Origin of the sequence: Teichococcus coralli, from assembly GCF_009829925.1 — a bacterium.
Taxonomy (GTDB): domain Bacteria; phylum Pseudomonadota; class Alphaproteobacteria; order Acetobacterales; family Acetobacteraceae; genus Pseudoroseomonas; species Pseudoroseomonas coralli.
In genome coordinates this window covers 23,677-49,397 of the sequence record NZ_SNVJ01000019.1, presented here as the reverse complement: position 1 = coordinate 49,397, position 25,721 = coordinate 23,677, and the positions used below count along the sequence as shown (strand labels likewise).

General features: G+C 70.2%; 22 protein-coding genes. 15 read left to right on the top strand and 7 right to left on the bottom strand.

Annotation, left to right across the window (positions count from 1 at the left end; translation table 11 throughout):
• The first annotated feature begins 357 nt into the window (after positions 1-357).
• The 5 genes from E0493_RS18095 to E0493_RS18075 are packed head-to-tail and all read left to right on the top strand — an operon-like array spanning position 358 to position 5,468.
• Positions 358-1,428 carry an ABC transporter substrate-binding protein gene (locus tag E0493_RS18095; protein ID WP_160938657.1) on the top strand — a complete coding sequence of 357 codons (1,071 nt, stop codon included), beginning with the start codon at positions 358-360 and terminating at the stop codon, positions 1,426-1,428.
• 14 nt (positions 1,429-1,442) lie between these two features.
• Entirely contained in the window at positions 1,443-2,495 is a 1,053-nt protein-coding gene (locus E0493_RS18090) for an ABC transporter ATP-binding protein (protein WP_160938656.1), read from the top strand.
• On the top strand, positions 2,476-3,333 hold the full coding sequence (locus E0493_RS18085) for an ABC transporter permease (protein WP_160938655.1): 858 nt from the start codon (positions 2,476-2,478) through the stop codon (positions 3,331-3,333). Before E0493_RS18090 ends, E0493_RS18085 begins: the two co-directional genes overlap by 20 nt.
• On the top strand, positions 3,320-4,129 hold the full coding sequence (locus E0493_RS18080) for an ABC transporter permease (protein WP_160938654.1): 810 nt from the start codon (positions 3,320-3,322) through the stop codon (positions 4,127-4,129). Before E0493_RS18085 ends, E0493_RS18080 begins: the two co-directional genes overlap by 14 nt.
• A 7-nt stretch (positions 4,130-4,136) precedes the next feature.
• Entirely contained in the window at positions 4,137-5,468 is a 1,332-nt protein-coding gene (locus E0493_RS18075; RefSeq protein ID WP_160938653.1) for an NAD(P)/FAD-dependent oxidoreductase, read from the top strand.
• Positions 5,469-5,588: 120 nt separating this feature from the next.
• Here E0493_RS18075 and E0493_RS18070 read toward each other — a convergent pair whose 3' ends face one another.
• A complete protein-coding gene (locus E0493_RS18070; protein WP_160938652.1) occupies positions 5,589-7,067 on the bottom strand; it encodes a protein adenylyltransferase SelO in 1,479 nt (492 codons plus the stop codon).
• Positions 7,068-7,276: 209 nt separating this feature from the next.
• A complete protein-coding gene (locus E0493_RS18065) occupies positions 7,277-9,064 on the bottom strand; it encodes a transglycosylase domain-containing protein (protein ID WP_160938651.1) in 1,788 nt (595 codons plus the stop codon).
• Positions 9,065-9,237: 173 nt separating this feature from the next.
• Here E0493_RS18065 and E0493_RS18060 point away from each other — a divergent pair, with 173 nt between their 5' ends.
• The 4 genes from E0493_RS18060 to E0493_RS18045 all read left to right on the top strand — a co-directional run bounded on the left by E0493_RS18060 (position 9,238) and on the right by E0493_RS18045 (position 15,491).
• Entirely contained in the window at positions 9,238-9,567 is a 330-nt protein-coding gene (locus E0493_RS18060) for a hypothetical protein (protein WP_160938650.1), read from the top strand.
• Between the two features lie 680 nt (positions 9,568-10,247).
• The gene (locus E0493_RS18055) at positions 10,248-11,438 is read left to right on the top strand and encodes an acetyl-CoA C-acyltransferase (RefSeq protein ID WP_160938649.1); all 1,191 of its coding nucleotides are present in this window, start codon (positions 10,248-10,250) and stop codon (positions 11,436-11,438) included.
• Positions 11,439-11,547: 109 nt separating this feature from the next.
• Entirely contained in the window at positions 11,548-12,678 is a 1,131-nt protein-coding gene (locus E0493_RS18050; RefSeq protein WP_160938648.1) for an acyl-CoA dehydrogenase family protein, read from the top strand.
• 398 nt (positions 12,679-13,076) lie between these two features.
• Positions 13,077-15,491: a hypothetical protein gene (locus E0493_RS18045; RefSeq protein ID WP_160938647.1), complete on the top strand. Its 2,415-nt coding sequence runs from the start codon at positions 13,077-13,079 to the stop codon at positions 15,489-15,491.
• 91 nt (positions 15,492-15,582) lie between these two features.
• On the opposite strand, the gene E0493_RS18040 is transcribed toward E0493_RS18045, so the two are convergent.
• Complete coding sequence (locus E0493_RS18040; protein WP_160938646.1) at positions 15,583-16,065, bottom strand: hypothetical protein; 483 nt, start codon at positions 16,063-16,065, stop codon at positions 15,583-15,585.
• A gap of 265 nt (positions 16,066-16,330) precedes the next feature.
• Between E0493_RS18040 and E0493_RS18035 the strand changes: the two genes are divergently transcribed.
• Positions 16,331-17,014, top strand: a complete 684-nt coding sequence (locus E0493_RS18035; protein ID WP_160938645.1) for a TetR/AcrR family transcriptional regulator — start codon at positions 16,331-16,333, stop codon at positions 17,012-17,014.
• A gap of 110 nt (positions 17,015-17,124) precedes the next feature.
• Here the strand turns inward: E0493_RS18035 and E0493_RS18030 are convergent, their stop codons facing one another.
• The gene (locus tag E0493_RS18030; RefSeq protein ID WP_160938644.1) at positions 17,125-18,021 is read right to left on the bottom strand and encodes a shikimate dehydrogenase; all 897 of its coding nucleotides are present in this window, start codon (positions 18,019-18,021) and stop codon (positions 17,125-17,127) included.
• A gap of 190 nt (positions 18,022-18,211) precedes the next feature.
• On the opposite strand from E0493_RS18030, the gene E0493_RS18025 reads away from it, so the two are divergent.
• Genes E0493_RS18025 through E0493_RS18005 form a run of 5 tightly spaced genes read left to right on the top strand, consistent with a single transcriptional unit; the run spans position 18,212 to position 23,336 of the window.
• On the top strand, positions 18,212-19,219 hold the full coding sequence (locus E0493_RS18025) for a Bug family tripartite tricarboxylate transporter substrate binding protein (protein ID WP_160938643.1): 1,008 nt from the start codon (positions 18,212-18,214) through the stop codon (positions 19,217-19,219).
• Between the two features lie 15 nt (positions 19,220-19,234).
• Positions 19,235-20,092 carry a BKACE family enzyme gene (locus tag E0493_RS18020; RefSeq protein WP_160938642.1) on the top strand — a complete coding sequence of 286 codons (858 nt, stop codon included), beginning with the start codon at positions 19,235-19,237 and terminating at the stop codon, positions 20,090-20,092.
• Entirely contained in the window at positions 20,089-20,817 is a 729-nt protein-coding gene (gene pcaH, locus E0493_RS18015; protein WP_160938641.1) for a protocatechuate 3,4-dioxygenase subunit beta, read from the top strand. Before E0493_RS18020 ends, pcaH begins: the two co-directional genes overlap by 4 nt.
• 3 nt (positions 20,818-20,820) lie before the next feature.
• Positions 20,821-21,456: a protocatechuate 3,4-dioxygenase subunit alpha gene (gene pcaG / locus E0493_RS18010; RefSeq protein ID WP_160938640.1), complete on the top strand. Its 636-nt coding sequence runs from the start codon at positions 20,821-20,823 to the stop codon at positions 21,454-21,456.
• 17 nt (positions 21,457-21,473) lie between these two features.
• Positions 21,474-23,336 (top strand): bifunctional sugar phosphate isomerase/epimerase/4-hydroxyphenylpyruvate dioxygenase family protein, encoded by a 1,863-nt coding sequence (locus E0493_RS18005; RefSeq protein ID WP_160938639.1) that lies wholly within the window; start codon positions 21,474-21,476, stop codon positions 23,334-23,336.
• Positions 23,337-23,445: 109 nt separating this feature from the next.
• Here E0493_RS18005 and E0493_RS18000 read toward each other — a convergent pair whose 3' ends face one another.
• Genes E0493_RS18000 through E0493_RS17990 form a run of 3 tightly spaced genes read right to left on the bottom strand, consistent with a single transcriptional unit; the run spans position 23,446 to position 25,719 of the window.
• On the bottom strand, positions 23,446-23,883 hold the full coding sequence (locus tag E0493_RS18000; protein ID WP_160938638.1) for a type II 3-dehydroquinate dehydratase: 438 nt from the start codon (positions 23,881-23,883) through the stop codon (positions 23,446-23,448).
• Between the two features lie 37 nt (positions 23,884-23,920).
• Positions 23,921-25,222 (bottom strand): TRAP transporter large permease, encoded by a 1,302-nt coding sequence (locus tag E0493_RS17995; RefSeq protein WP_160938637.1) that lies wholly within the window; start codon positions 25,220-25,222, stop codon positions 23,921-23,923.
• Positions 25,219-25,719: a TRAP transporter small permease gene (locus E0493_RS17990; protein ID WP_160938636.1), complete on the bottom strand. Its 501-nt coding sequence runs from the start codon at positions 25,717-25,719 to the stop codon at positions 25,219-25,221. Before E0493_RS17990 ends, E0493_RS17995 begins: the two co-directional genes overlap by 4 nt.
• Between the last annotated feature and the right edge of the window lie 2 nt (positions 25,720-25,721).

Sequence of the window (25,721 nt, the reverse complement as noted above, 5' to 3'; positions counted from 1 at the left end):
GCAGGCGGCGCCATCGGACAATGGTTGCACCGGCCTGGATCGGTGCTCACAATCCTTCGCAAGCCGTGACTAGAAACAGGGAACCGGGAGGAACATCGTCGCCATGGCCGCGCCTCGTGCGAGAACCGGATCGCGGCCACGCCCTGCGCGCCGCATGCGTGCCGGCGTGGTGCGCCCGGCCTGGAGTTTGCTTGCGGGCGCAGCGATCTCCGCCTCCGCTTGCGCGGGGGGCAAGGGCGCCGGGGCTGCCGCCGGGGCGGGCGGCCCAGGCAGGCGCCGGGCCGTAGGGCGGCCGCTTCCGCACCGCCCGCAGCCCCGAACACCAGTCCGCCCGATCCATCCAAAGCGAGGTGCATCATGACGTTCGAAACGAACCGCCGCGGCATCCTTCGCGTTGCCGGCGGCCTTCTTGCCACCGGCCTTCCGCTCCCTGCCTTCGCGCAGGGCGCCGCCCCGCCGAAGCCGGACCGCATCGTGGTCAACGCCTCCGGCGGCGCCATGGCCTCCTCCATGCGGCGCTCCTATTTCGCCGACTTCGAGCGCGAGCACGGCATCCGCGTCGTGGAAACCTCGCCGGTGGACTTCGGCAAGCTGCGCGCCATGGTCAACAGCGGCAATCCGGAATGGACGGTCACCGAGATCGGCGGCCAGGACGCCGAGCGCGCGAAGGAGCTGAACCTGCTGGAGCCGATCGACACCTCCATCGTCGACCTCTCGCGATACCCCGCCATCGGGCGCCAGTCGCATATCTTCGTCGGCTCCGCCTACTCCACGGTCCTCGGCTATCGCACGGACGTGTTCAAGGACGGCAACCACCCCAAGGGCTGGGCCGACTTCTGGGATGTCCGCCGCTTTCCCGGCGCACGCTCGCTGCGCAACCATCCCGTGGACAACCTGGAGTTCGCGCTGCTCGCCGATGGCGTGCCGATGGACAAGCTCTATCCGCTCGACATGGACCGCGCCTTCCGCAAGCTCGACGAGATCCGCCCGCACATCACAGCCTGGTGGAGCACGGGCGCGCAGCCCGCGCAGATGCTGGTGGACAAGGAGGTGGTGCTGGCAACGGGCTGGAACGGCCGCTTCTTCGAGCTGGCGAAGAAGGATGCGCCGGTCGGCTCGGAGTTCACCGGCGGCTCGCTGAAGAGCAGCGCCTGGGGCATTCCACGCGGCACGCGCCACGCCTATTGGGGGCAGCAGTTCCTGCAGACCATGACCAAGCCCCAACTGCAGGCCATCTACGCGACGGAGCTTTCCTATGCGGGGCTGCATCCGGATACGGTGAACTACGTCCCGGAGGAGATCAGGCCCCTCCTGCCGACGGCGCCCGACAACCTGAAGAAGCAGTTCTGGCTCGACGTCGGCTGGTGGACGGAGAACGCCGCCGCGGCGCAGGAACGCTGGAACCGCTGGATGCTGCAGCGCGGCTGAGGCGGGAGCGGCGCGTGCAGCTTTCCGTCCAGCGCATCGTCCGGCGCTTCGGTCCCGTGGCCGCCCTGGGCGGCGTCGACCTGGAGGTGGCCGAGGGTGAGTTCCTCACCATCCTCGGCCCGTCCGGTTCGGGCAAGACAACCCTCCTGAAGGCCATCGCGGGATTCGAGATCCCTGACGAGGGCACGGTTCTGCTGGGCGGGGAGGATGTCACCCTCGCCCCGCCGCGCCAGCGCGACGTGGGGATGGTGTTCCAGAACTACGCGCTGTTTCCGCACCTGACGGTGGCCCAGAACGTCGCCTTCCCGCTGGAGATGCGCCGCCGCCCGCGCGCGGAGGTCGCGCGCCGCGTCGAGGACGTGCTGCGCCTGGTGGAGCTGCAATCCTTTGGCGGCCGCCTGCCGCGCCAGCTTTCCGGCGGGCAGCAGCAGCGCGTCGCGCTGGCCCGCGCCGTGGTATTCGGGCCGCGCCTCCTGCTGCTGGACGAGCCCTTCGGCGCGCTGGACCGCAAGCTGCGCGAATCCCTGCAGCTTGAAGTGCGGCGCCTGCAGCGCAGCCTGCGCCTGACCACCCTGTTCATCACCCACGACCAGGAGGAAGCGCTGATCATGTCCGACCGCATCGCGGTCATGGACAAGGGGCGCATCCAGCAGATCGGCCTGCCCGGCGACCTCTACGCCCGCCCGGCGACACGCTTCGTGGCGGACTTCCTGGGCGAGTCCAACCTGCTGGAGGGCACGGCGAGCGCCGCATCGGCCAGCATCCCCGGCTTCGGCGAGGTGCCGCTGGCGGCGCCGCAGCCCGCCGGGCCGGTCACCCTCCTTCTCCGGCCCGAGGCGCTGCGCCTGGGCGGAGAGGTGGAGGCCCTTCCCTGCCGCGCGCGGGGCACCGTGGTCGAAACCGTGTTCCTCGGCCTTTCGGCCAAGCTGCGCCTGCGCCTGCAAGACGGACCGGAGGTGCTCGCCCGCGTCCCGCTCCGCCCTTCGGCGCCGCCGCCGGCGGCCGAGGGCGAGGTCGTCACCGTCGGCTTCTCCCCGGAGGACGTGCATGTTGTCCCCCGGGCTTAACCGCCGCGTCATCGCGCGGCGGCGCGAAAGGGGCCTTTTCCTGCTCGCCGTGCCGGCGCTGCTCCTGCTCGGCGTTCTTTTCGCCTGGCCGGTGTTGCGCCTGCTCGCCATGTCGGTGGAGGGCGGCACGCTGGAGCACTTCCGGAAGGCGGCGCTGGACGGGCTCTATGTCAGCGTGCTGCTCGAAAGCATGAAGGTCGCCGGCATGGTGACGGCGATCTGCCTGGTTCTCGCCTATCCCGTCGCCTTCTGGCTTTCGCGCGCCGGCCGGCTTGGCCTGGCCCTCGGCATGTTCGCGCTGCTGCTGCCCTTCTGGACCAGCGTGCTGGTCCGCACCTATGCCTGGCTCGTGCTGCTCGGCCGCAACGGCGTGATCAACCGCGCCCTGCGCGACTGGGGCTGGATCGAGGTGCCGCTGCCCCTCCTGCACAACATGACCGGCGTGCTGATCGGCATGGTGCATGTTCTCCTGCCCTACATGGTCCTGCCGATCTACGCCTCGCTGCTGCGCATCGACCCCGACCTGCCGCGCGCCGCCGAGGGGCTCGGGGCGCCGGCCTGGCGCGCCTTCCTGCGCGTCACCTTCCCGCTCTCGCTGCCGGGCGTCTCGGCGGGATGCGCGCTGATCTTCGTGCTCTCGCTCGGCTTCTTCATCACGCCGGCGCTGCTGGGCGGCGGGCGCGTCATCATGGTGTCCATGCTCATCGAGCAGCAGGTGCGCGAGTTCCTCAACTGGCCCTTCGCCGCCGCGCTCTCCACCGTGCTGCTGGTCGCCACCCTGGCCATCTACGCGCTGATCGGCCGCCTCACCCGGGGGTCCCGCCTTGCGACGCACTAGGCGGCGCTCCGCCGGGAACATCGTCCTCGGGATCTTCGCGGCGGCGGTCTTCGCCTTCCTGTTGCTGCCCCTGCTGGTGGTGTTCCCGATCTCCCTGTCCTCCGCCGCCTATCTCCAGTTTCCGCCGCCGGGCTATTCCTGGCAGTGGTACCAGCGATACCTCGACGACCCGAGCTGGATCGAGGCCACGCTGCGCAGCGTGCAGGTGGCCACGCTCTGCACGGTCCTGGCCATGGCGCTCGGCGTGCCGCTCGCCTTCTTCCTCGTGCGCTCGCGCTTTCCCGGCGTGCGCGTGCTGGACAGGGTGACGGCGGCGCCGATCATCGTGCCGACCATCATCCTCTCCATCGCCCTCTACGGCGTCTTCGCGCGCCTGCAGCTGATCGGCGCGTGGTACGGCCTCGCGGTCGCGCATGCCGTGCTGGCGCTGCCCTTTGTGGTGATCCTGGTCAGCGCCGGGCTCCGCGGCTTCGACGAGGCGCAGGAGCAGGCGGCGGCAGGCCTGGGCGCGACCTGGCCGCGGATCATCTGGCGCGTGACCCTTCCCCAGCTCCGCCCCAGCCTCGTCTCCGCCGCCTTTCTTTCCTTCATCAGCTCCTTCGACGAGCTGGTGGTGGCGATGTTCCTTTCCGGGGCGTCGATGACGCTGCCGAAGAAGATGTTCGACAACATCCTGATGGAGATTGACCCGACCATCGCCGCGGTGTCGGTTCTGCAGATCCTGCTGGTGAGCGTCGCGCTCGGCCTGACCAGCCTGTTCGGCCGTGGCGCGCTCACCACGACCATCACGCGCTGAGGTCATCATGGACAGATCCATCTTCCACCCCGACTTCAAGGCCCGGCCCTTCTGGTGGGAGGCCATCGACATGGGCGGGGACGATCCGCCGGCCGAGCTTCCCGCCAGGGCCGACATCGTCATCGTCGGCGGCGGCCTGACGGGGCTGAACTGCGCCATCGAGCTGGGCCGCGGCGGCGCGCGCGCCGTGGTGCTGGATGCCGAGCCGCTCGGCTACGGGGCCTCCACGCGCAACGGCGGCGGCGTCTCCGGCGGCAACAACGTCGGCAAGGGGCTTTCGGGCGCCAAGGGGCGGCAAAGCCCGGAGGAGATGAAGGACTGGCTGCGCGCCATCATGGGGGATGCCTCGGAGGGGCTCGCCCATATCGAGGCGCTCGTCCAGCGCGAGGGGATCCACTGCCACTACGAGCGCACGGGCCGCTTCGTCGGCGCCTGGACGCCGAAGCACTATGCCGGGATGGCGGCCAAGATCGACGCCCTGAACGAATTCGCGCAGGCGGACGCCGCCATGCTGCCGCGCGCGCGGCAGAGGGAGGAGATGGCGTCCGACTACTACTACGGCGGCATGGTGGTGAACCGCACCGGCAAGATCCATCCCGCGCTCTACCATCGCGGCCTCATGGAGGCGGCCCGGCGCAACGGCGCCGTGCTGCTCGGGCGGACCAGGGCGGGCGCCCTGACGCGTGTCGCGGACGGGTGGCGGGTGGAGACCTCGCGCGGCCCCATCCTGGCGCGGGAGGTGGTCATCGCCACCAACGGCTACACCGGTGCCCTGACGCCCGACCTGCGGCGCCGCCTGATCCCGGTGGCCTCCCACATCATCGCCACGGAGGAGCTCGATCCCGAGCTCGCGAGGAGCCTGATCCCCAAGCGGCGCACCCTGGCCGACAGCCGCCGCATCCTCTGCTACTACCGCATGTCGCACGACAACCGGCGGGTGATCTTCGGCGGGCGGGCCCGCTTCACCCAGGTCACGCCCGAGGTCTCGGCGCCCATCCTTCATGCCATGATGCTGGCGCGATGGCCGCAGCTGAAGGGCACGCGCATCACGCATGCCTGGACCGGCAACGTGGCCTTCGCCTTTGACTACCTGCCGCACATGGGCGTGACGCAGAAGGGCCTGCACTACGCCATGGCCTGCAACGGCTCGGGCGTCGCGATGCTCTCCTATCTCGGCGCGGAGCTCGGCAAGAAGCTGCTGGGGAACAGCAACCGCATGCCGGTCTTCGACGGCCGGGACTTCCCGACGCGGCCCTTCTACACCGGCCATCCCTGGATGCTGCCGATGGTGGGCAACTGGTACCGCTTCCGCGACTGGCTCGACCGCCGCGCCGCCTAGGGCGGCTTCCGCTCGCCCAGGCTCGTTCGAAGCGCGTCAGCTCCCGGTCCTGGCGAGCATCTTCACTCGCTCAGGTGCTTCCGCCTGGCCGGGATCCGCTCGCGCCGAGGCGCACCGCCTTCAGGTGCCGCAGAAGGTCTGCCGCACGCGCTCTTCGGGAGCAGGCGGCAGGGCGAAGCCTTCCAGCCCGGGCCGGTCCTCGTAGGGTCGCGAAAGGACGTCCAGCAGCGTCTCGAAGGGGCCGAGATCCTGCTCCTCGATGGCGGCCTTCAGGGCCGCCTCGACCCGGTGGTTGCGCGGGATGAAGCGGGGGTTGACCGCCTGCATGGCGGCGCGGCGGTGCTGCGGCGCCACGGGCTCCGCCGCCAGGCGCTGCCGCCAGGAAAGCGCCCAGCCATCATAGGCGCCCGGCTCGGCGAAGAGCGCCCGTGGCGCCGCATCGCCTTCCGGCCCCAGGGCCGCGTCGCAAAGGCCCCGGAAGGTCAGGGTGAAGTCTGCGCCGTTCTCCGCCATCCGCCGCAGCAGGTCCTGGACCAGCGCGGCGTCCCCTTCCCGCTCCGTCGCAAGGCCGAGCTTGCGCCGCAGCCCGCCCAGATAGGCCGCCTCGAAGCGCGGGCCGAAGCCTGCCAGCGTCTCCTGCGCCATGGCCACCGTCGCTTCGCCATCCTCATCCAGCAGCGGCAGCAGCGCCTCGGCCAGCCGGGCGAGGTTCCACTGCGCGACGCGCGGCTGGTTGCCGTAGGCGTAGCGGCCCATGTAGTCGATCGAGCTGAACACCGTGGCGGGGTCGTAGGCGTCCATGAAGGCGCAGGGGCCGTAGTCGATCGTCTCGCCGGAGATCGCGGTGTTGTCGGTGTTCATGACGCCGTGGATGAAGCCGACGAGCAGCCAGCGGGCGACGAGTTCCGCCTGCCGCTCCACCACGGCCTCAAGGAAGGCGCGGTAGGGCTGCTCCGCTCCGGCGGCCTCCGGGTCGTGCCGGGCGATCGCGTGGTCGGCCAGCAGGCGCACGCCTTCCACATCGCCGCGGGCGGCGAAGTACTGGAAGGTGCCGACCCGCAGATGGCTGGCGGCCACGCGCGTCAGCACGGCGCCGGGCAACGCCGTTTCGCGACGGACCGCCTCGCCGGTGGCCACCGCGGCCAGGCTGCGCGTCGTCGGCACGCCGAGCGCCGCCATGGCTTCGCTGACCAGGTATTCCCGCAGCACCGGGCCCAGCGCCGCGCGCCCGTCACCCCGGCGGGAGAAGGGGGTCGGCCCGGAGCCCTTGAGCTGGAGGTCCCGCCGCAGGCCGTCCCGCCCCACCACCTCGCCGAGCAGGATGGCGCGCCCGTCGCCGAGCTGCGGCACGAACTGGCCGAACTGGTGCCCGGCATAGGCCATGGCGAGGGGCGCGGAGCCGTCCGGCACGCGGTTGCCGGCCAGAACCGCCACGCCCTCGGGGCTGGCAAGGTCTTCCGGATCCAGGCCAAGGATTTCCCCAAGGGCGGCGTTCACCCGCAGGAGGGCGGGCGCGGCCACCGGCGTCGGCGCAACCCGCGCGTAGAAGCGTTCCGGCAGAGCCGCGTAGGTATTGTGGAAGGGCAAGCGCAGCGGCATGGTCGTTTCCGGATGGATGCGGCACTGAACGCGGCACCGGGTGATGCCGCGCCGCGACAGGCCGCAATGCCGGATGAAGAACGCCGCGCCGGCCACGGAACGGCCGCGCAGCCCTTCCGAGATTGGCCCTCGCGCGCCGCGTGGCAAGGTGCCGCCCGCCCACCTGGAGCTGCCCTGCCCGCGTGCGCGAGGCGCGGGAGGGTGCGCGCTCACGCGTGCCGGGCGGCGTCCATCATCACGGCGCGCCAGATCTGCGCCGGCAGTCCGCCGCCCGATACGCCCCGCATCGGCTCGTTGTCGCCGTTGCCGAGCCAGACCCCGGCGACGTAGGTGTCGGTGAAGCCGATGAACCAGGCGTCGCGGCTGGCCGTGGTCGTTCCCGTCTTGCCCGCGGCCCAGAAGCCCGGATCGGCGGCCTTTCCGGTTCCATGCTCGATCACGCCCGACAGCATGGCCCGCATCGTTTCGGCATGCTGCGGCGCGATGACCTGCCTGATCTCCGAGCTTGCCGGCCTGACGCGCGTCAGCGTTTCGGTGCCCGTCGAATCCTGAACCTTCTGCACCGCGTAGGGAACCACCATCCTGCCGCGGTTGGCGACGCTGGCGAAGGCCGCCGTGAGGTCAACCAGCCGGGCCTCGTAGGTGCCCAGTGCCAGGTCGCCGGCCTCGCCCTGCGGATCGTCGTCGATGTTCATTGCCATGATCAGTTTCCTGACCTCGGCGGTGTTCTGCATCGCCAGCCGGACCGCCGCCGTGTTGGAAGACCTTTCCAGGGCGGTGGAGAGCGGGATCTCGCCGAGATACCGGTCGTCGAAGTTCCTGACCGGGCGCCCGCCCAGCGTCAGCGCGGCATCGCTGACGCGGGTCTCGGGCGTGCTGCCTTCCTCAAGCGCCGCCAGGTAGACGAACAGCTTGGCCACCGAGCCCGGCTGCCGCCTGGCCTGCGTGGCATGGTCCCATTCCTTCTGCCTGTAGTCACGCCCGCCCACCAGCGCGACCACCGCCCCGTCATACCGCATGACGACCACGGCGCCCTCCTCGATCTGCCTGTCGCGGGCATGCTGGCGCAGCGCCTGCTGCAGGTGCTTCTCGGCGGCGGCCTGGATCCGCAGGTCCAGGGTGGTCGTGATGGTTCGCGTCCCCTCCCGCGCGGCGACGGGAGCGTTGGCGTTGGCTTCCTTCTCGGCCCAGCGGGCGAACCAGCCGAGCTGCGTGCCGCGCGGATAGACCCCGCCCCAGGCCGCGCGGGAAGGGGCGATGGCGACCTCCTGCCGCTTGGCGCGGTCCGCCGCGCGCCGCGAGAGCATGCCGGCCTCCACCATCTGCTCGATGACGCGGAAGCCGCGGTCGCGCGAGGTTTCGAAGTCGCGATGCGGGTTGTACCGGTTGGGCGCGGGCAGCAGCCCCACCATCATGGCCGATTCCAGGATGCTGAGGCTGCGCGCGTACTTGTTGAAGTAGACGCGTGCCGCCGCCTCGATGCCATAGGCGTTGCCGCCGAAGAAGACCCTGTTCAGGTACACGAACAGGATGTCTTCCTTGCTCAGGTTCAACTCCAGGATCGGCGCGAGCACAGGCTCCTCCAGCAGCTTGCGCACGATCGGGCTGTGCTCCTTGAGGTAGATCTCCTTGATGGTCTGCTGGGTGAGCGTGCTGCCGCCCTGGGTGCGCCCGGTGAGCGTCGACCAGACGGCGCGCGCCATGGCGCGGGGGTCCAGCCCCCAGTGCTCGTAGAACCGGCGGTCCTCGCTGGCGACCAGCGCGTCGACCAGATGCTTGGGCAACTGGCTGAACGGCACCGGCGGGCCATAATACGCCCCGCGCGCGCCGATGAACTCGCCCTCCGCGCTGAGCAGGCGCACCCCGTCTTCACGGTTGTCGGTGATCAGCCGGCTGGCATCGGCCAGTTCCAGCGCTTCGGACCTGCGGGGCGCTGCGGCTGCGAGGCCTAGAAGGGCAAGAAAGGTTCTGCGGTTCAGGGTGGTGTCAACGGACATGGTACTGCCGGCGCATGCCTCCTGGTACACCGGAACGCCAGCAAGCGATACCTGACAACATGCGGTGCCCCCGCTGCGGCGCCCGCCAGGGCGGGGCGGCGAGGAGGCTGCCGTAACAGCCACGCTTGTTCTTTTTATGTTCTTTTCCTACCTCTCTGCCATTGGAGATCCTGATGGCGCAAAGACCCCCGCTTTTGCCTCCTCCCGGCCCCCGTTGCGTGCCGACGGCCGGCGCATCCGGCCACTTGCGCCGCGTGGTGGAGGGCATGGCGGGCGGCGGAAGCCCGCAGGAGCCCCTGGACCCGGTCTTCATGCTCGCCGGGCTGCGGCTGCGCGTAGTGTGCGGCTGCGGGCACAGCACAAAGCCGCAGATCGGCAAGCTGGCCGTCCGGCACCGGGTGCCCAGCGTCACGCCGATCCGCCAGGTGATCGAGCGGCTGCGTTGCTCGCGCTGCGGCGGGAGGCCGACCGTCGCCGAGCCGCTGCGCGCGTCGGCGGCCTGAAGGCCACAGGCAGCGCGACCCGTCTGGGTCCGCCCCGCTGGACGAGGAGCGGCCCTGCATCGCGGCGTGCCGGCCATCCGGTGCAACACGCGCGCGGCCCGCCGCTGATCAGGCTCGCACACAGGCACCGGACCACGCAGCCGAACGGCACGCCCGCGCGGCAGCTTCTCGGGCGGGCCTGCGGCCGCATGGGCATCCTGACGCCGCCCCGCATCACCGTGTCGAACCGATCCTGACCTTCATCCACCGGCTGGCCGGCCGCAGCGCGGTCGCCATGCCGCCGGGCTGCCTTGTGCGCTGCCCCGGCCGATCGGGGCGCGGCTCTCCGGCCTCGCTCCATCCGCAGCGCCCCGGCGAGCGCCAACCCCGGCGAGCGCCAACCAAGGCTTCCGCGAAGTTCACCCCCCCCCCCCGGTTGCGCGCCATCACCCAGGGCCATGCCTGCCGGAGGGGCCGAGGCAGGGGGGATGCCCTGTTCTCGCCGGCGAGGGCGGCCTGCCGCGGCGGCGCGGCTCTCTCGACACTCGCGTCAGGGCTGAGGGCGTGACAACCTCCGTGCCAGCGCCGGGCGCCGTGCGGCTGCCGGGCAAGACGCCCGACCCTCCGCCAAGCCGCCGGCCATTGAGCCGCTGGGACGCCGGATGCACCCCCGGCCCCGGCATTCCACAAGGGAGGACCGCATGACCACCTCCGATCCTGTTGTCATCATGGGCATGGCCCGCACGCCCATGGGCGGGTTCCAGGGCGATTTCCGGGATGTCAGCGCCGCCGCCCTGGGCGCGGCCGCCATCGGCGCCGCCCTCGCGCGGGCGAGGGTCGCCCCCGACCAGGTGGAGGAGGTGGTGTTCGGCTGCGTGCTGTCCGCCGGCCAGGGGCAGGCCCCGGCGCGCCAGGCGGCCCTTCGCGCGGGCCTGCCGCCCTCCGCCGGCGCCACGACGGTGAACAAGATGTGCGGCTCCGGCATGAAGGCCGCCATGCTCGCCCACGACCTCATCCTGGCCGGCTCGGCGCAACTGGCCGTGGCCGGCGGCATGGAGAGCATGACCAACGCTCCCTACCTCCTGGACCGCGCCCGCGCCGGCTACCGCATGGGCCATGGCAGGGTGACGGACCACATGTTCCTGGACGGGCTGGAGGATGCCTACGAGAAGGGCCGCCTCATGGGCAGCTTCGCGGAGGATTGCGCGGCGGCCTACCAGTTCACTCGCGAAGCACAGGATGCCTTCGCCCTTTCCTCCCTCGCCAGGGCGCAGAAGGCCATCGCCGACGGCTCGTTCCAGGCGGAGATCACCCCCGTCACGGTCATGGCGGGCCGGGTGGAAAAGGTGGTGACCACCGACGAGCAGCCCCCCAAGGCCAGGCCCGAGAAGATTCCGACGCTGAAGCCCGCCTTTCGCGAAGGCGGCACGGTGACGGCGGCCAATTCCTCCTCCATCTCCGATGGTGCGGCGGCCCTGGTCCTCATGCGCCGGTCCGAGGCGGAGAAGCGCGGCCTCGCCCCCCTGGCCGCCATCATCGGCCACTCCACCCACTGCCAGGCGCCGGATCGCTTCACCACCGCGCCGGTGGGCGCCTTGCAGAAGCTGGCCGCGCGCACCGGATGGCAGCTCAAGGACGTGGACCTGTTCGAGATCAACGAGGCCTTCGCCGTGGTGCCCATGGTGGCCATGCGGGATCTCGGCCTGCCGGAGGAGAAGGTGAACGTGCATGGTGGCGCCTGCGCGCTCGGCCATCCCATCGGCGCCTCCGGCGCGCGGGTGATGGTGACGCTGCTCGCCGCGCTGCAGACGCATGGCCTCAGACGTGGCATGGCCTCGCTGTGCATCGGCGGCGGCGAGGCGACGGCGGTTGCGCTTGAACGGCTCGGGTGAGGCGCGGCCCACCCTTTCGCCATAGCAGGTGCAGGGGCCTCACATCGCATGCCCGCACCCCTGCGAGCGGCGCAGCCAACAACAACCACGCCCCTGGAGGAAACCGCCCATGATCCTTACCGAAGCGCAGGCCGAGATCCGCGAGGCCGTGCGCGCCTTTGCGCAGGGTCGCCTCTCGCCCGGCGCTGCCGCCCGCGACCGGGAGCACCGTTTTCCCGGTCAGGAACTCGCGGAAATGGGCGCGCTCGGCTTTCTCGGCATGCTGGTGCCGGAACGCCATGGCGGTTCCGAGGCCGACCTTGTCGCCTACGCCCTCGCGCTGGAGGAGATCGCGGCGGCCGACGGAGCCTGCTCCACCATCGTGAGCGTGCACTGCTCCCTGGTCTGCACGCCCATCATGACGTTCGGCACCGAGGAACAGCGGCAACGCTTCCTGCCGAAGCTCGCCTCGGGCGCGTTGCTCGGCGCCTTCGCCCTCACCGAGCCGCAGGCGGGCTCGGACGCGGCGAACCTCCGGACCCGCGCACGCCGCGACGGCGACCATTACGTCCTTTCCGGTGCCAAGCAGTTCATCACGTCAGGCAAGAACGCCAACCTGGCGATCGTGTTCGCGGTCACCGACCCGGATGCCGGCAAGAAGGGCATCTCCGCCTTCATCGTGCCGACCGACACGCCGGGCTACGAAGTGGTCCGTGTCGAGGAGAAGCTTGGCCAGCACTCCTCGGACACCTGCCAGCTCGCCTTCAACGACATGCGCATTCCGGTGGAGCTGCGCCTTGGAGCGGAGGGCGAGGGGCTGAAGATCGCCTTGTCCAACCTCGAGGGCGGCCGCATCGGCATCGCCGCGCAATGCGTGGGGATGGCGCGCGCGGCCTTCGAGGCGGCCCACGCCTATGCCCGGGAGCGCGTCACCTTCGGCAAGCCCATCCTGCAGCATCAGGCGGTCGCCTTCCGCCTCGCCGACATGGCCACCCGCATCGAGGCGGCGCGGCAGATGGTGCTCCACGCCGCCGCCCTCCGGCAGGCCGGCCTGCCCTGCCTCACCGAGGCTTCCATGGCGAAGCTCTTCGCCTCCGAAGCGGCGGAGCTGGTGTGCTCCGCCGCCATCCAGGTCCATGGCGGCTACGGCTATCTGGCGGACTTCCCGGTCGAGCGCCTGTATCGCGACGTGCGCGTCTGCCAGATCTACGAGGGCACCAGCGACGTTCAACGCCTCGTCATCGCGCGGGGGCTGAAGTAACGGCCGGCTGGCGGACCCGATCAGGTAGCGGCCATGCGCCATGGGCTTGAGGCAGGCGGACCCCAGGCCTGGGTGCCCAATGGCCGGTTGCCGCGTCGCTGGCCTCTCCGGCGGACGGCCTTCCAGCCGCCGCACAAAGTAATTTCAGTTCCGGAATGATTAGGGCTAGGGTTGCGGTCTCGTGGAAGGCCCAACGGCGCCCAGGGACAGTTCAGGCAAACCAGTTCCGGATCGTGATCGGCATTCCCGTGCGCGGGCCGCGCGGGTGATGCCGCCGGTCACCGCAGGGCCTCTGCCGGCCGTCCGCGAGGCCCTGCGGGGAACACCCTGCCTGGAAGTCCCTGAGGGCCGGAGGTGCCTTGTCCTCGCCCGCCTCTCCCCATGCGGAGTTGCTCACCATGGCCGATGTGTCCGCTGCCGACGAAACAATCTCGATACGTCCTTCTCCCGGCCTCGCGCCGCAGACCCGCGCGGCTGGCGCGGCTGGCGCGCCGGCGGGGGGACCTCCCCTGCATCGCTTCGGCACGGTCGAGATCATGCGCGCCACACCAGGCGCCGGAGGGCAGGTCCCCCAGATCGCCACGGCAGGCCTGTCCCTCGTTGAACGGCTCGGCGTCGAGGCGTTCAAACTCCGCCTCTCGCCCAACTTCGCCGCCGCCAAGGCGGCGCGGCCGCGGAACGGGCAGATCTGGGACATGCAGGCCTGCGGCGCCGGTCCGGCGGGGCCGTCCGGCGCCGGAGGGGCAGGGTCTCCGCCAGCGGCGGGGGCGCCGGCACCACGGCCAACCAGCGCCGCCATGACCGGCTCCATCGCCGTTGGGATCGTGATCGTCAACGGACCGACCGACGCCCTGCGCTTCACGAATGAGGAGCAGGTCCGTGTTGTCGCCGAGGCGCAGGCGGGGCTCGGCTGGCTGGCCGAGCAGAACCGCGGAGCGGGCATTTCCTGGGTCTACGACACGAGGGTGGTCGATATCACCACCGCCGCCGACGCCGCCGCCGCGAACAACGAGGAGCGCTGGCGCAACCCGGCCATGGCTGGGTTGGGGCACGCCCAGTCCTGGCAGGGCGTCATCGACTTCGTGGAAGGCCTGCGAAACGGCCACCGCACCGACTGGGCGTACTGCGCCTTCTTCGTGAAGTACCCCCTCGACCATTTCGCCTACGCTTCCATCGGCGGCCCGCGGCTCGTCATGGACTACGCGAATGACGGCTGGGGGGTCGACAACATCGACCGCGTCTTCGCGCATGAGACGGGCCACATCTTCGGGGCTCCGGACGAGTACGCGTCCAGCGGATGCGACTGCGGAGGTGCCTGGGGCGTCTTCAAGGAAGCCAACCTCAACTGCGAGAACTGCGCTCCCGGCGGCGGCATCGCCTGCATCATGAAGGCCAACTCGTGGGAGATGTGCGCGCACACGCGGCGGCACTACGGCTGGGGCCTCACCACCGCCCGCGCGCCCCAGGGAACCGCCATCCATGCTGTGTCCCGCAGCAGGGACAAGCTCGACATCTTCTTCTGCGACGACAAGGGACGGGTGATGTCCGCGGCCTGGGAGCCCGCCATGCCCACCTGGTGGCAGGGCTTCTGGCACATCCTGGGAGGGATGGGGGCGCCCGGCGCCCCGGTCACGGCCGTCTCGCGCGCGCCCGACCATCTCGACATCTTCGTGGTGGGAACCGACAACCATGTCTGGACAGCCGCCTGGCGCCCGGACAGCGGATGGCTGGGATGGTGGCGCATCGGCAACGAGACCTTTCCGCCGAGCACGCCGATCCATGTGGTGTCGCGCAGCCGCGACAAGCTCGACATCTTCGCCTGCGACGTCCGCGGCCGCGTCCTCTCCGCCGCCTGGGAGCCGGCCTTCGCCGACGGATGGCACGGCTGGTGGCACATCAACGGCGGCATGGGCGCCCCTGGCGCGCCGGTGACCACCGTCTCGCGCGCGCCGGACCATCTCGACATCTTCGTGACCGGGACCGATGGCGGAGGCTGGACGGCCGCCTGGCGTCCGGACAGCGGCTGGCTGGGGTGGTGGCGCATCGGCGGCGAGGCCTTTCCGGCGAAGGCACCGATCCACGTGGTGTCGCGCAGCCGCGACAAGCTCGACATCTTCGCCTGCGACGTCCGCGGCCGCGTCCTCTCCGCCGCCTGGGAGCCGGCCTTCGCCGACGGATGGCACGGCTGGTGGCACATCAACGGCGGCATGGGCGCCCCTGGCGCGCCGGTGACCACCGTCTCGCGCGCGCCGGACCATCTCGACATCTTCGTGACCGGGACCGATGGCGGAGGCTGGACGGCCGCCTGGCGTCCGGACAGCGGCTGGCTGGGGTGGTGGCGCATCGGCGGCGAGGCCTTTCCGGCGAAGGCACCGATCCACGTGGTGTCGCGCAGCCGCGACAAGCTCGACATCTTCGCCTGCGACGTCCGCGGCCGCGTCCTCTCCGCCGCCTGGGAGCCGGCCTTCGCCGACGGATGGCATGGCTGGTGGCATATCAACGGCGGCCTGGGAGCGGCCGGTGCCGCGGTCACCGCGGTGTCCCGGAGCACCGACAAGCTCGACATCTTCGTTGTCGGCACCGACGGCTTCATCTACACGGCCGCCTGGGAGCCGGCCTTCGCCGACGGATGGCATGGCTGGTGGCGCCTCAACAACGGGCAGGCGGCGGCACGCTCGCCCGTGGTCACCGTGTCCCGCAGCACGGACAAGCTTGACGCCTTCGTCACCGGGCTGGATGGCCGGGCCTGGACCGCGGCCTGGGAGCCCGCCTTCCCGGATTGGTGGCATGGCTGGTGGGCCATGGGCGCCTGAGAGCCACCCGGCCATTCTTGCGGGCGGCCGGACGAAAGCCGCGCCTTCGGGGCACTCCCCCTCGATGGCGCGGGGCGGCCGCCTGACGGACCTACGGCCTCCGCGGCGGATCAGGCGGCGTGAAGCCCGGCGCATCCCACGGCAGCCCCTCGCCGCGGCGTTCCCCTTTCGCCTGCGTTGCCTGCATCCTCCAGGCCTGCGCAAAGAGGCGCTCGCTCGCGGTCAACTCCGCCAGCAGGTCGGGCGGGATGTCGCCCTCGACGACCATCCTGACGCCTGGTGCCTGGCGGAGGGCCGGCACCTGCCCCTCCTCGGCCTCGACCACGGCGAGGCGGGGCGGGGCGGTGGAGACCACCCGGTATTGCTGGCCGATGGCGCGCAGGACGTCCGGGAGCCGGTCCGCCGGGCCGGCCACCGTGTTCAGGACCAAAAGGACTTCGAGAAGTCTCGCCATGGTCGCCTCCGCCGTGTTCTGGCGAACGCGACGATGCCATAGATCGCAGTCGACGGCAGCCGGATTGATGAAAGATCGAACCCGCAGCACCGGCCTGCCGGGCGAGGCATCGTGACGCACGGCGCACATCATCCTCCGGCCATGAGGTCACGCCAGAGGGCTGCGAGGAGGCTCCAACTGCCGAGTTGTCGCCCGTCCGCGCCGGAGCCGACCGCGGGTGGGCCGACACTTGCCCGGTGTGTCCGTCGCGGCCGCGCGTGCAGGCCCGGACGAAGGCGATCGAGCTCCCTGAGGGGGCCTGTCACGGCGATCCCTCGAGCGCACGCCAAGCGACACGGACCAGGATCCCTGCTATTATGGACGAACTGGAGAGTCCATCGTCGAGATGCCCTTGGAAGACCTGTCCATCGCGCCCGCAGGCAACGCCGGAGAACGCCGCTCGCGTGCACCGGAGCAGACCCGGCGCGACATTCTGGACGCAGCCATCGCCGAGTTCAGTGAGAAAGGCTATTCCGGCGGCCGCGTGGATGAAATCGCCGCCCGCACCCGCACCACCAAGCGCATGATCTACTACTATTTCGGCGGCAAGGAGCAGCTCTTCGCCGCCGTGCTGGAAGAGATGTATGGCGGGATGCGCGACGCCGAGCAGGCGCTTCGTTTCGAGGAATTGCCGCCCGCGGAGGCGTTGCAGCGACTGGTCGAGGTGACCTTCGACCACCATGCCGCGCATCCCGAATTCGTCCGCCTCGTCAGTGTGGAGAACATTCAGGAGGGCCGCCACGTTGCGGCATCGGCAGCTATCCGCAAGCGCAATGCCGCCGTGATCGATACTCTCCGTGCCCTGCTGCAGCGGGGCGAGGGGGAGGGCGTCTTTCGCCCGGGGGTTGATCCACTCGACCTTCACATGCTGATCAGCGCCTTCTGCTTCTACCGTGTCTCCAACCGGTACACCCTGCACGCCATCTTCGGCCGCGACCTGCAGGCTGTTGAATGTATCGCCACGCACCGGCGCATGATCGTGGCAGCGGTTCTGCGCTACCTGGCGCCGGATGGCCACGGATCGCCCTGAGCACGCGCGGGCTCAGGCATCGGCGGACCGGAGCCGCCCAGTCACTCCGCCAGTCACTCCGCCAGTCACTCCCCCAGTCACTCCGCCCAAGGCACCCCGCTCAGGCGCGCTCAGGGCTGCTCCGGCCTGGCTGATGGCCGACTGGTGCCGGCCATGGCGGCGAAGTGGCGCAGCATGCGCCCGGCGTCAGGCTCGATACCGGTGAACAGGCGGAATGCCCCGACGGCCTGGAACACTGCCATGCCGCCGCCGTCGAGCGTCCGGCAGCCCAGCGCCCGGGCCGCCCGCAACAGTTCCGTCTCCAATGGGAAGTACACGATCTCCGCGACCCAGAGCGCGGGCCGCAGCAGGGCCGCGGGCAGGGGCAGCCCGGGATACTTCGCCATGCCGGTCGGCGTGCAGTTGATCAGCCCGTCCGCCGCCGCCATCGCCGCCGGCAGATCCGTGCCGGCCACCGCGCGGCCCGCGCCGAAGCGTGCCGAAAGGTCTGCCGCGAGCGCCGCCGACTTTGCGGCGTCCACGTCGAAGACCGCCAGGCGATCCACGCCCAGTGTCAGCGCCGCATGTGCCACCGCCGCGCCGGCCCCACCGGCGCCGAGTTGCACCACCCGTTCGCGCCGGACATCCGGCAGGCCACGCCGAAAGCCCTCGGCGAATCCCCACCAATCCGTGTTGTGGCCGATCCGCCGGCGGTCCCGCAGCACCACGGTGTTCACCGCCCCCAGGGCACGCGCATCCTCGGAGAGTTCATCCAGGAAGGGGATGACCGCCTGCTTGCAGGGATGGGTGATGTTGAGCCCGGTGAAGCCCATCCGCTCCGCGCCCCTCAACAGGTCCGGCAGCGCCTCCACGCCGAGCCCGAGGCGTTCGATATCCACCAGCCTGTAGACATAGCGCAGCGCCTGCTCGGCCCCCTCGCGTTCATGCAGCGCGGGCGTGAGGGAGGCCTGGATCCCGCTGCCGATCAGGGCGGCGAGAATGGCGGGGCGGGTGTCCCAGCTGGACATGCGGCGATCTCCTCGAAGGACGAGCCGGTCACGAAACGCGGAGGGGTGGCGGACAGTGCCGGAAGAACTGGCCGCCAGCCGAATTTTTCCTTGCTCAGGTTTTGTACTATCCGGTACGTACAGGTCAATGGAGATCAAGGCCGGTGAACGGCTCCGGGGATGGATCCCCGATCGCACGGGAGGAACCAAAATGCCTTCGAACCGTCGCGCTTTCGGCGGCCTGACCCTCGGGGCGCTCGCCATCCTGGCTGCGGGCCCGCGTGGAGCGGCGGCACAGCCGCAGGCCAGCGAAGTTGCCTATCCCGGCAGCCGACCGGTCACGGTGGTGGTGGCCTGGGCCCCCGGCGGCTCGACTGATTTTGTCGCGCGCGTCATCGCCCAGCAGCTCTCGAAGGAGCTGAATGGCAACGTGGTGGTGGACAACCGCCCCGGCGCCTCCGGCACCATCGGGCACGCCTCCGTCGCCCGCGCCCGTCCGGATGGCTACACGCTGCTGCTCGGCGTGAACTCCACCTATGCCATGTCGCGCCACCTCTTCCCGAACCGGGGCTATGACGACGACAAGGCCTTCATCGGGATCGGCCGCATCGCGGTCTCGCCCATCTTTCTCTGCGTCAACCCGCAGCTCGGCGTGCGCGATATCGCCGGCCTCGTCGCCAAGGCGAAGGCAGCCCCGGGCAAGCTGAGCTACGCCTCCTCCGGCGCGGGCTCCTCCGCCCATCTCGCGACGGAGCTGTTCCTCCGCCAGGCCGGCATCGAGATCCAGAACGTCACCTATCGCGGCGGCGCGCCCGCGGTGCAGGCGCTGATGACGGGCGAGGTCGATGCCGCCTTCGTGGACGCGGTGACCGCGCTGCCCCTGATGGCCGACAAGAAGATCATCGCGCTTGGCGTCAGCACATCGGAGCGCAACCCGCTGGCTCCCGCTGTGCCGACCATCGCGGAATCCGGCTTCCCCGGCTTTGAGGCGACCAGCGACTTCGCCCTGCTCGCGCCGGCCGGTCTGCCGGAGCAGATCGTCCACAAGCTCTCCACGGCTCTTCACGCGACGATGATGAATCCTGAAGTGTTGGAGCGGTTGCGGCAGAACTCGATCCTGCCCACCGTCGGCAGCCCGGAGGAGTTCCCGACCTATCTCACCGCCGAGAGCACCAAATGGGGCGAGCTGATCCGCAGCCGCCACATCACGCTGGAGTAGGGAGGGACTGTCGCCATGGCTGAGCCCTGCATCATCTCGGTCGCGATCACCGGATCCGTCCCGCGCAAGCGGGACAACCCGGCGCTGCCCGTCACCGTGGCGGAGCAGGTCGAGAGCGCCCATGCGGCCTACGAGGCTGGCGCGGCGCTGGTCCATGTCCATGTCCGCAACGCCGACGAAAGTCCCTCCAGCGATCCGGAGAAGTTTGCCGCCTTTCAGGAGGGCATCCGCCGGCACTGCCCGGACATCATCGTGCAGTTCTCGACGGGAGGGCGCGGCAGGGCGCTGGAGCAGCGCGGCGCGATGCTGCACCTGAAGCCCGAGATGGCTTCGCTGGCCACCGGCAGCGTGAACTTCCCGACCATCGTCTACGAGAACCCGCCCGACTTCGTGCGCCACCTGGCCGCGCAGATGCGCGATCTCGGAATCAAGCCGGAGATCGAGGTCTTCGACCTCGCCATGCTCTACAACACCGCGGACCTGGTGGCCGGGGGGCTGATCCTCCCGCCGCCGCATGTGCAGTTCGTCCTCGGCGTGAAGCATGCCCTGCCGGCGCGGCGCGACATCCTGGAATTCGAGGTGGCGAAGCTGCGCGAATTGCTGCCGGGCGCCACCTGGACCGCCGCCGGCATCGGCCGCAGCCAGTTCGAGGTGGCGCGCTGGGCCCTTGAGATGGGCGGCCACTGCCGCACCGGCCTCGAGGACAACATCCGCATGGACCGGAACACGCTCGCACCCAGCAATGCCGCCCTTGTCGCGCATGTCGCCGCGCTGGCGGTGGAGCACGGCAGGCGCGTCGCCACGGCGCGGCAGGCCCGCGCCATGCTCGGTCTGCCGGCCAATCCCACGGCCTTGAAGGAGGCCCGCCCATGAATCCTGAAAGCGAGTTTCTCCAGCGCGACCCGGCGGCGCATCCGCCGGCCTTCACGCCGATCTACAAGACCAGTGTTCTCCGCTCCCCCCGCCTGCCGCTCTGGTCGCTGCAGAACTCCCTCTCCGAGATGACCGGCCCGGTCTTCGCGCAAGGCGAGCTCGGCGCCCTCGACAATGACCTCGTGCGGAACCACGCACAGGACGGCGGCGCCCCGATCGGCGAGCGCATCATCGTGCACGGCCGGGTGCTGGACGGCGGTGCCCGCCCCGTTCCCGGCGTGCTGGTGGAATTCTGGCAGGCCAATGCCGCCGGCCGCTACCGGCACCGCAATGACCGCTTCGAGGCGCCCATCGACCCGAATTTCGGTGGCTGCGGCCGCGTGTTGACGGATGCGGAGGGGCGTTGGCACTTCCGCACCATCAAGCCCGGCCCCTACCCTTACCGCAATCGGGTGAATGACTGGCGGCCGGCGCACATCCATTTCTCGGTCTTCGGCGCGGGCTTCGCGCAGCGCCTGGTCACCCAGATGTATTTCGAGGGCGACCCGCTGATCCCGCATGACAGCATCATCGCCACCATCCCTGACCCGGCGGCGCGGGAGCGGCTGGTGGCGCGGCTCGACCTTGGCGCCTCGGTGCCGCTGCACACCCTGGCCTATCGCTGGGACATCGTGCTGCGCGGCCGCCGCTCCACGCTGTTCGAGAACAAGCTGCAGGGGAACTGAGCCATGACGCCGGACCGCCTCGGCTACCTGCCGGAGACGCCATCGCAGACCGCCGGCCCCTATGTGCATATCGGCCTGATCCCGCGTCAGGCCGGCTTCGAGATCTTCGAGAACAACCTGGGCGACCGGCTGATCGGGCCGGAAACGCCGGGCGAACGCATCCGCATCGAGGGACGCATTCTCGACGGCACCGGGGCGCTCGTCCGCGACGCGCTGGTGGAAATCTGGCAGGCCAATGCCGCAGGCCGCTACGCCCATCCCGCGGACCGGCAGGAGGGAAAGCCGCTGGATCCCGCCTTCCGCGGCTGGGGCCGGGCCGGCACGGATTTCGAGACGGGACTCTGGGCCTTCGAGACGATCAAGCCCGGCCCCGTTGCCGGCCGCCGCGGCCACCAGCCGATGGCGCCGCACGTCAACCTCTGGATCGTGGCGCGCGGCATCAATCTTGGCCTCGCCACGCGGCTCTATTTCGAGGATGAGGCGGCCGCCAATGCCGCCGACCCCGTGCTGAACCTGATCGAGCCGCCGGAGCGGCGGCAGACGCTGATTGCGCGGCGCGAGCAACGGGACGACGGGGCTGTCTATATCCTCGACATCCGCCTCCAGGGCGAGCGCGAGACGGTGTTCTTCGACATCTGACGGAGGAAGGACGGGCCATGCACCACAAGCGTTCGATCGCGACGGTCTGCCTCTCCGGCAGCCTTCCCGACAAGCTGGAGGCCGCCGCCGCTGCGGGCTTCGAGGCAGTGGAGATCTTCGAGAACGACCTGCTGACCTTCGAGGGCTCGGCGCGCGAGGCCAGACGGCTCTGCGCGGATCTCGGCCTGGAGATCGCGATCTTTCAGCCCTTCCGCGACTTCGAGGCAATGCCCGAGCCGCAGCGCGCCCGCAACCTCGACCGCGCCGAGCGCAAGTTCGACACCATGCAGGCCCTCGGCGCGGAGCTCCTGCTCGTCTGCAGCAATGTCCAGGCCGCGGCCCTGCCTGAGCCAGCGCGCGCGGCGGCGGACCTGCGCGAGATGGCGGAACGTGCCGGGCGGCGCGGCCTGCGGATTGGCTATGAGGCGCTCGCCTGGGGCACGCATACCAACCGCTGGCGCCAGGCCTGGGATATCGTGCAGCAGGCGGACCACCCGGCGCTCGGGCTCATCCTCGACAGCTTCCACACGCTCTGCCTCGGCGACGATCTTGCCGGCCTGGCGCAGGCGGTGCCGGCGGAGAAGCTGTTCTTCGTCCAGTTCGCGGATGCGCCGCGGCTGACCCTGGACCCGCTCTCCTGGAGCCGCCACTTCCGCAGCTTTCCCGGCCAGGGAGAACTGCCCGTTGCCGGCTTCCTGCGCGACATCCTGGCCGCCGGTTACTGCGGCCCGCTCTCGCTCGAGGTCTTCAACGACGAGTTCCGCGCCGCCCCCTCCCGCCGCATCGCGCGCGATGGGCTGCGCAGCCTGATCTGGCTGGAGGAGCAGGTGGGCAACGCCGCACTTCCCGCCATGCCGAAGCTCTCGGGCATCGAGTTCGTGGAATTCGCGGTGGATCACGCCGCGCGGGCCGAGCTCGGCGCCATGCTCGGCACGATGGGCTTCCGCCATGCCGGCACGCATCGCTCCAAGGATGTCGAGCTGTGGCGCAATGGCGGTGCGAACCTGGTGTTGAACGCGGAACCCGACAGCGCGGCATCGGAGCGCTTCCAGCAGCTCGGTCCCTCGGTCTGCGCCATGGCCTTCCGGGTTGATGACCCGGCGCGGCTGGTGGCGCGGGCGGAGGCACTGCTCTGCCCCGTCTGGCGCGAGCGGACCGGCGAAGGAGAGCGCCGCATTCCCGCTCTGCGTGCCCCGGACGGCACGCTGATCTATCTCGTGGAGAACCCTGAAGGCGGCGCGCGGCGGATCTGGGAGGATGATTTCCACCTGGAGGAGGCTGAGGCAACCGGTAGCGGCGGCCTGCTCGGCATGGATCACGCGGCGCAGGCCCTGGCGCCGGGCATGATGGACAGCTTCGTCCTTTTCTACCGCGCATTGTTCGGCCTTGAGCCGGATACCCCCTGGGAGTTGCCCGACCCTTACGGCCTGGTCCGCAGCCGGGCCTTCGCCAGTGGCGATGGCAGCCTGCGCCTGCCGCTCAACGTCTCGGAGAGCACCCGGACCGGCACGGGCCGCTTCGTGTCCGCCTTCGCCGGCGCTGGCGTGCATCATATCGCCTTTGCCACGCCGGACGCCGAGGCAACCGTGGCCGCCGCGGCGGCGCGCGGTGCCCCCCTGCTCGACATTCCCTCCAACTACTATGAGGATCTCGGCGCCCGGTTCGGGCTGGAGGATGCCGAGCTGAACGCCCTCGCCCGCCAGCACCTGCTCTACGACCGCGATGCGCAAGGCGGCACCTTCCGCCATGCCTATACCCGCGCCTTCCGGGACCGCTTCTTCTTCGAGATCGTGGAGCGGGCCGGCGGCTATGCCGGCTTCGGCGCCGCGAACGCCGCCGTGCGCATGGCGGCGCAGCGCCGGCTGCCCAGGGGCGACTGATCCTGCTCGGCTCCTTCCCGTCCTCGCCCGAAGGTGAGGGCAGGTCGGCCCGCGCGTGATGGGCACGCGCATCGGCAGGCTGGGCGTCGCACCGTGGGCGAGGGGCGCCTCAGTCTCCGAGAAGATCGCGCATGCAGCGAACGGCGGTCGAATAGCCGCGCGCGCCGAGGCCCGCGACCACCGCTGTCGCAACGCTGGAAACAAGTGAACGGTGATAGATCGGCTCACGCCGGTGGATGTTCGAGATGTGCAGCTCGATGATCGGCCCCGGGAACATCTTGAGGGCGTCGAGGACCGGGATCGAGGTGAAGGTCAAGCCGGCCGGGTTGATGATGATGCCATCCGCCGCACTGTCCGTGGCCTCGTGGATCCATTCCACCAGCTGCCCTTCATAGTTGGTCTGGTGGAACAGGATCATGTCCTCGCCGGCCGCATCGCGGCACATCGCCTCCACTTCGGCGAGCGTCGTGTGCCCGTAGATCTCGGGCTCCCGCTTGCCGAGGCGGTTCAGGTTGGGACCATTCAGCACGGCGATTGTTCGGGTCATGACGGTCGCCTTGAGCTTGTGTGGGGGGCTGCCGCGCTCATCCCTGGTAGCCCAGCCGCCGCGGCAGCCAGAGCACCAGTTCGGGCACGTAGGTGATCAGGATCAGCGCGGCGAGCATGGCCAGGATGAAGGGAATCGTGTCGCGGACCACGGCGGCGAGCGGTGCCCCTGAGAGCTTCGCCACGATGAAGAGCAGCAGCCCGTAGGGCGGCGTGATCAGCCCGATCATGATGTTCACCACCACCACCACGCCGAAATGCACCATGTCCACGCCGAGCGCCTGGGCCGTCGGGATCAGCACCGGCACCACCACGAGCAGGATGGTGCTGCCCTCGAGCAGGCAGCCCAGCACCAGCAGCACGAGGTTGACCACGAGCAGGAACTGCCATTGCGAGAGCTCGTATCCGGCCAGCAACTGGCGCACGGTGCCCGGGATGTTCTCGCTGGTCACCACGTAGTTGAAGGCCAGCGCGCCGGCGATCAGCATGCCGATGGCGGCGGTGGAGCGGGCGCTGGCGAGCACGGCGCCGTAGATGTCCCGCAGCGAGACGCTGCGATAGATCAGCACGGCCATCAGGAAGGCGTAGGCCGCCGCAACGGCTGCGGCCTCGGTCGGCGTCATGACGCCGCCATAGATCCCGCCCAGCAGGATCACCGGCATCATCAGCGCCGGAAAGGCATCGAGGGTCAGGCGCGGGACCTCGCGCAGCGGCACGCGTTCCGCCACCGGGTAGTCGTGGCGGTAGGCCATCCAGGTGTTGATTCCCATTTGCGCGAGGCCCATCAGCAGGCCGGGAATCACGCCGCCGAGGAACAGGTAGCCGATGGAGCTGTCGGAGATCAGCGCGTAGAGCACCATCGGGATGGAGGGCGGGATGATCGGCCCGACCACCGCGGTCGCGGCGGTGATGGCGGCGGCATAGCTCGCGGGATAGGCGCCGTCGCGCCGCATCATGTCGATGATCAGCTTGCCGCCGCCGGCCGCATCCGCGATGGCCGAGCCGGACATGCCTGCGAAGATGACGCTTTGGACCACGTTCACATGGCCGAGCCCGCCGCGGAACCGCCCGACAAGCAGGTTGCAGAACCGCAGCAGCCTGTCGGTCATCGTGCCGACGTTCATCAGGCCCGCCGAGAAGATGAAGAGCGGGACGGCGAGCAGGATGTAGCTGCCGTTCAGGCCGTTGAGGATCTGCTCCGCCGCGATCGACATGTCCTGCCCGGAAAGCGCCAGGTAGAGGATCGAGCCCATGATCATGGCCAGGCCGATCGGCAGCCCCAGCAGCGACAGCCCGACCAGCGCGAGGAGCGCGAGGGAGAAGGGGCTGCCGGAGATCATGCGGCGCGATCCGCCGCATGGCGCCGTCCGGTGGCCGCCTGCCAGGCGATCCAGCCGTGGCGGACCATCATGGCCAGCGCGAAGGCCAGGTAGATCGAGTAGAGCAGGTCGAAGCGGATGCCGAGATAGGCCGAGCGCTCCACCTTCATGAAGGTGACGTAGTCATAGACCGCCGGCAGCGACCAGCCGAAGACGGCGACCACCGACAGGCCGGTGATGACATCGGCGAGGCGGCGCAACACCGGCGGCAGGGGGCCGTAGACAATGTCGAACCGGATCTCCTCCTCGTCCCTCAGGACGAACGCGGCGCCCCAGAGGATGCCCCAGAGCCAAGCCAGCGTGGAGACCTCGGTCGTCCAGCCAACCGGACGGTTCACCACGTAGCGCATGACGATCTGGATGATGAAGGCGATGAACATCGCCGCCAGCAGCGCGGCGAGCACATTCTCGGCCCGCCGGTGCAGCCAGCCGAGGGCGGGGCGCGGGACAAAGGCCATTC

What these genes read in the sequence shown, in the direction of transcription:
- E0493_RS18095 (WP_160938657.1), top strand. Translation starts at nt 358, where the DNA reads ATGACGTTCGAAACGAACCGCCGCGGCATCCTTCGCGTTGCCGGCGGC.
- E0493_RS18085 (WP_160938655.1), top strand. Translation starts at nt 2,476, where the DNA reads ATGTTGTCCCCCGGGCTTAACCGCCGCGTCATCGCGCGGCGGCGCGAA.
- E0493_RS18075 (WP_160938653.1), top strand. Translation starts at nt 4,137, where the DNA reads ATGGACAGATCCATCTTCCACCCCGACTTCAAGGCCCGGCCCTTCTGG.
- E0493_RS18070 (WP_160938652.1), bottom strand. Translation starts at nt 7,067, where the DNA reads ATGCCGCTGCGCTTGCCCTTCCACAATACCTACGCGGCTCTGCCGGAA.
- E0493_RS18065 (WP_160938651.1), bottom strand. Translation starts at nt 9,064, where the DNA reads ATGTCCGTTGACACCACCCTGAACCGCAGAACCTTTCTTGCCCTTCTA.
- E0493_RS18060 (WP_160938650.1), top strand. Translation starts at nt 9,238, where the DNA reads ATGGCGCAAAGACCCCCGCTTTTGCCTCCTCCCGGCCCCCGTTGCGTG.
- E0493_RS18055 (WP_160938649.1), top strand. Translation starts at nt 10,248, where the DNA reads ATGACCACCTCCGATCCTGTTGTCATCATGGGCATGGCCCGCACGCCC.
- E0493_RS18050 (WP_160938648.1), top strand. Translation starts at nt 11,548, where the DNA reads ATGATCCTTACCGAAGCGCAGGCCGAGATCCGCGAGGCCGTGCGCGCC.
- E0493_RS18045 (WP_160938647.1), top strand. Translation starts at nt 13,077, where the DNA reads ATGGCCGATGTGTCCGCTGCCGACGAAACAATCTCGATACGTCCTTCT.
- E0493_RS18035 (WP_160938645.1), top strand. Translation starts at nt 16,331, where the DNA reads ATGCCCTTGGAAGACCTGTCCATCGCGCCCGCAGGCAACGCCGGAGAA.
- E0493_RS18030 (WP_160938644.1), bottom strand. Translation starts at nt 18,021, where the DNA reads ATGTCCAGCTGGGACACCCGCCCCGCCATTCTCGCCGCCCTGATCGGC.
- E0493_RS18025 (WP_160938643.1), top strand. Translation starts at nt 18,212, where the DNA reads ATGCCTTCGAACCGTCGCGCTTTCGGCGGCCTGACCCTCGGGGCGCTC.
- E0493_RS18020 (WP_160938642.1), top strand. Translation starts at nt 19,235, where the DNA reads ATGGCTGAGCCCTGCATCATCTCGGTCGCGATCACCGGATCCGTCCCG.
- pcaH (WP_160938641.1), top strand. Translation starts at nt 20,089, where the DNA reads ATGAATCCTGAAAGCGAGTTTCTCCAGCGCGACCCGGCGGCGCATCCG.
- pcaG (WP_160938640.1), top strand. Translation starts at nt 20,821, where the DNA reads ATGACGCCGGACCGCCTCGGCTACCTGCCGGAGACGCCATCGCAGACC.
- E0493_RS18005 (WP_160938639.1), top strand. Translation starts at nt 21,474, where the DNA reads ATGCACCACAAGCGTTCGATCGCGACGGTCTGCCTCTCCGGCAGCCTT.
- E0493_RS18000 (WP_160938638.1), bottom strand. Translation starts at nt 23,883, where the DNA reads ATGACCCGAACAATCGCCGTGCTGAATGGTCCCAACCTGAACCGCCTC.
- E0493_RS17995 (WP_160938637.1), bottom strand. Translation starts at nt 25,222, where the DNA reads ATGATCTCCGGCAGCCCCTTCTCCCTCGCGCTCCTCGCGCTGGTCGGG.
- E0493_RS17990 (WP_160938636.1), bottom strand. Translation starts at nt 25,719, where the DNA reads ATGGCCTTTGTCCCGCGCCCCGCCCTCGGCTGGCTGCACCGGCGGGCC.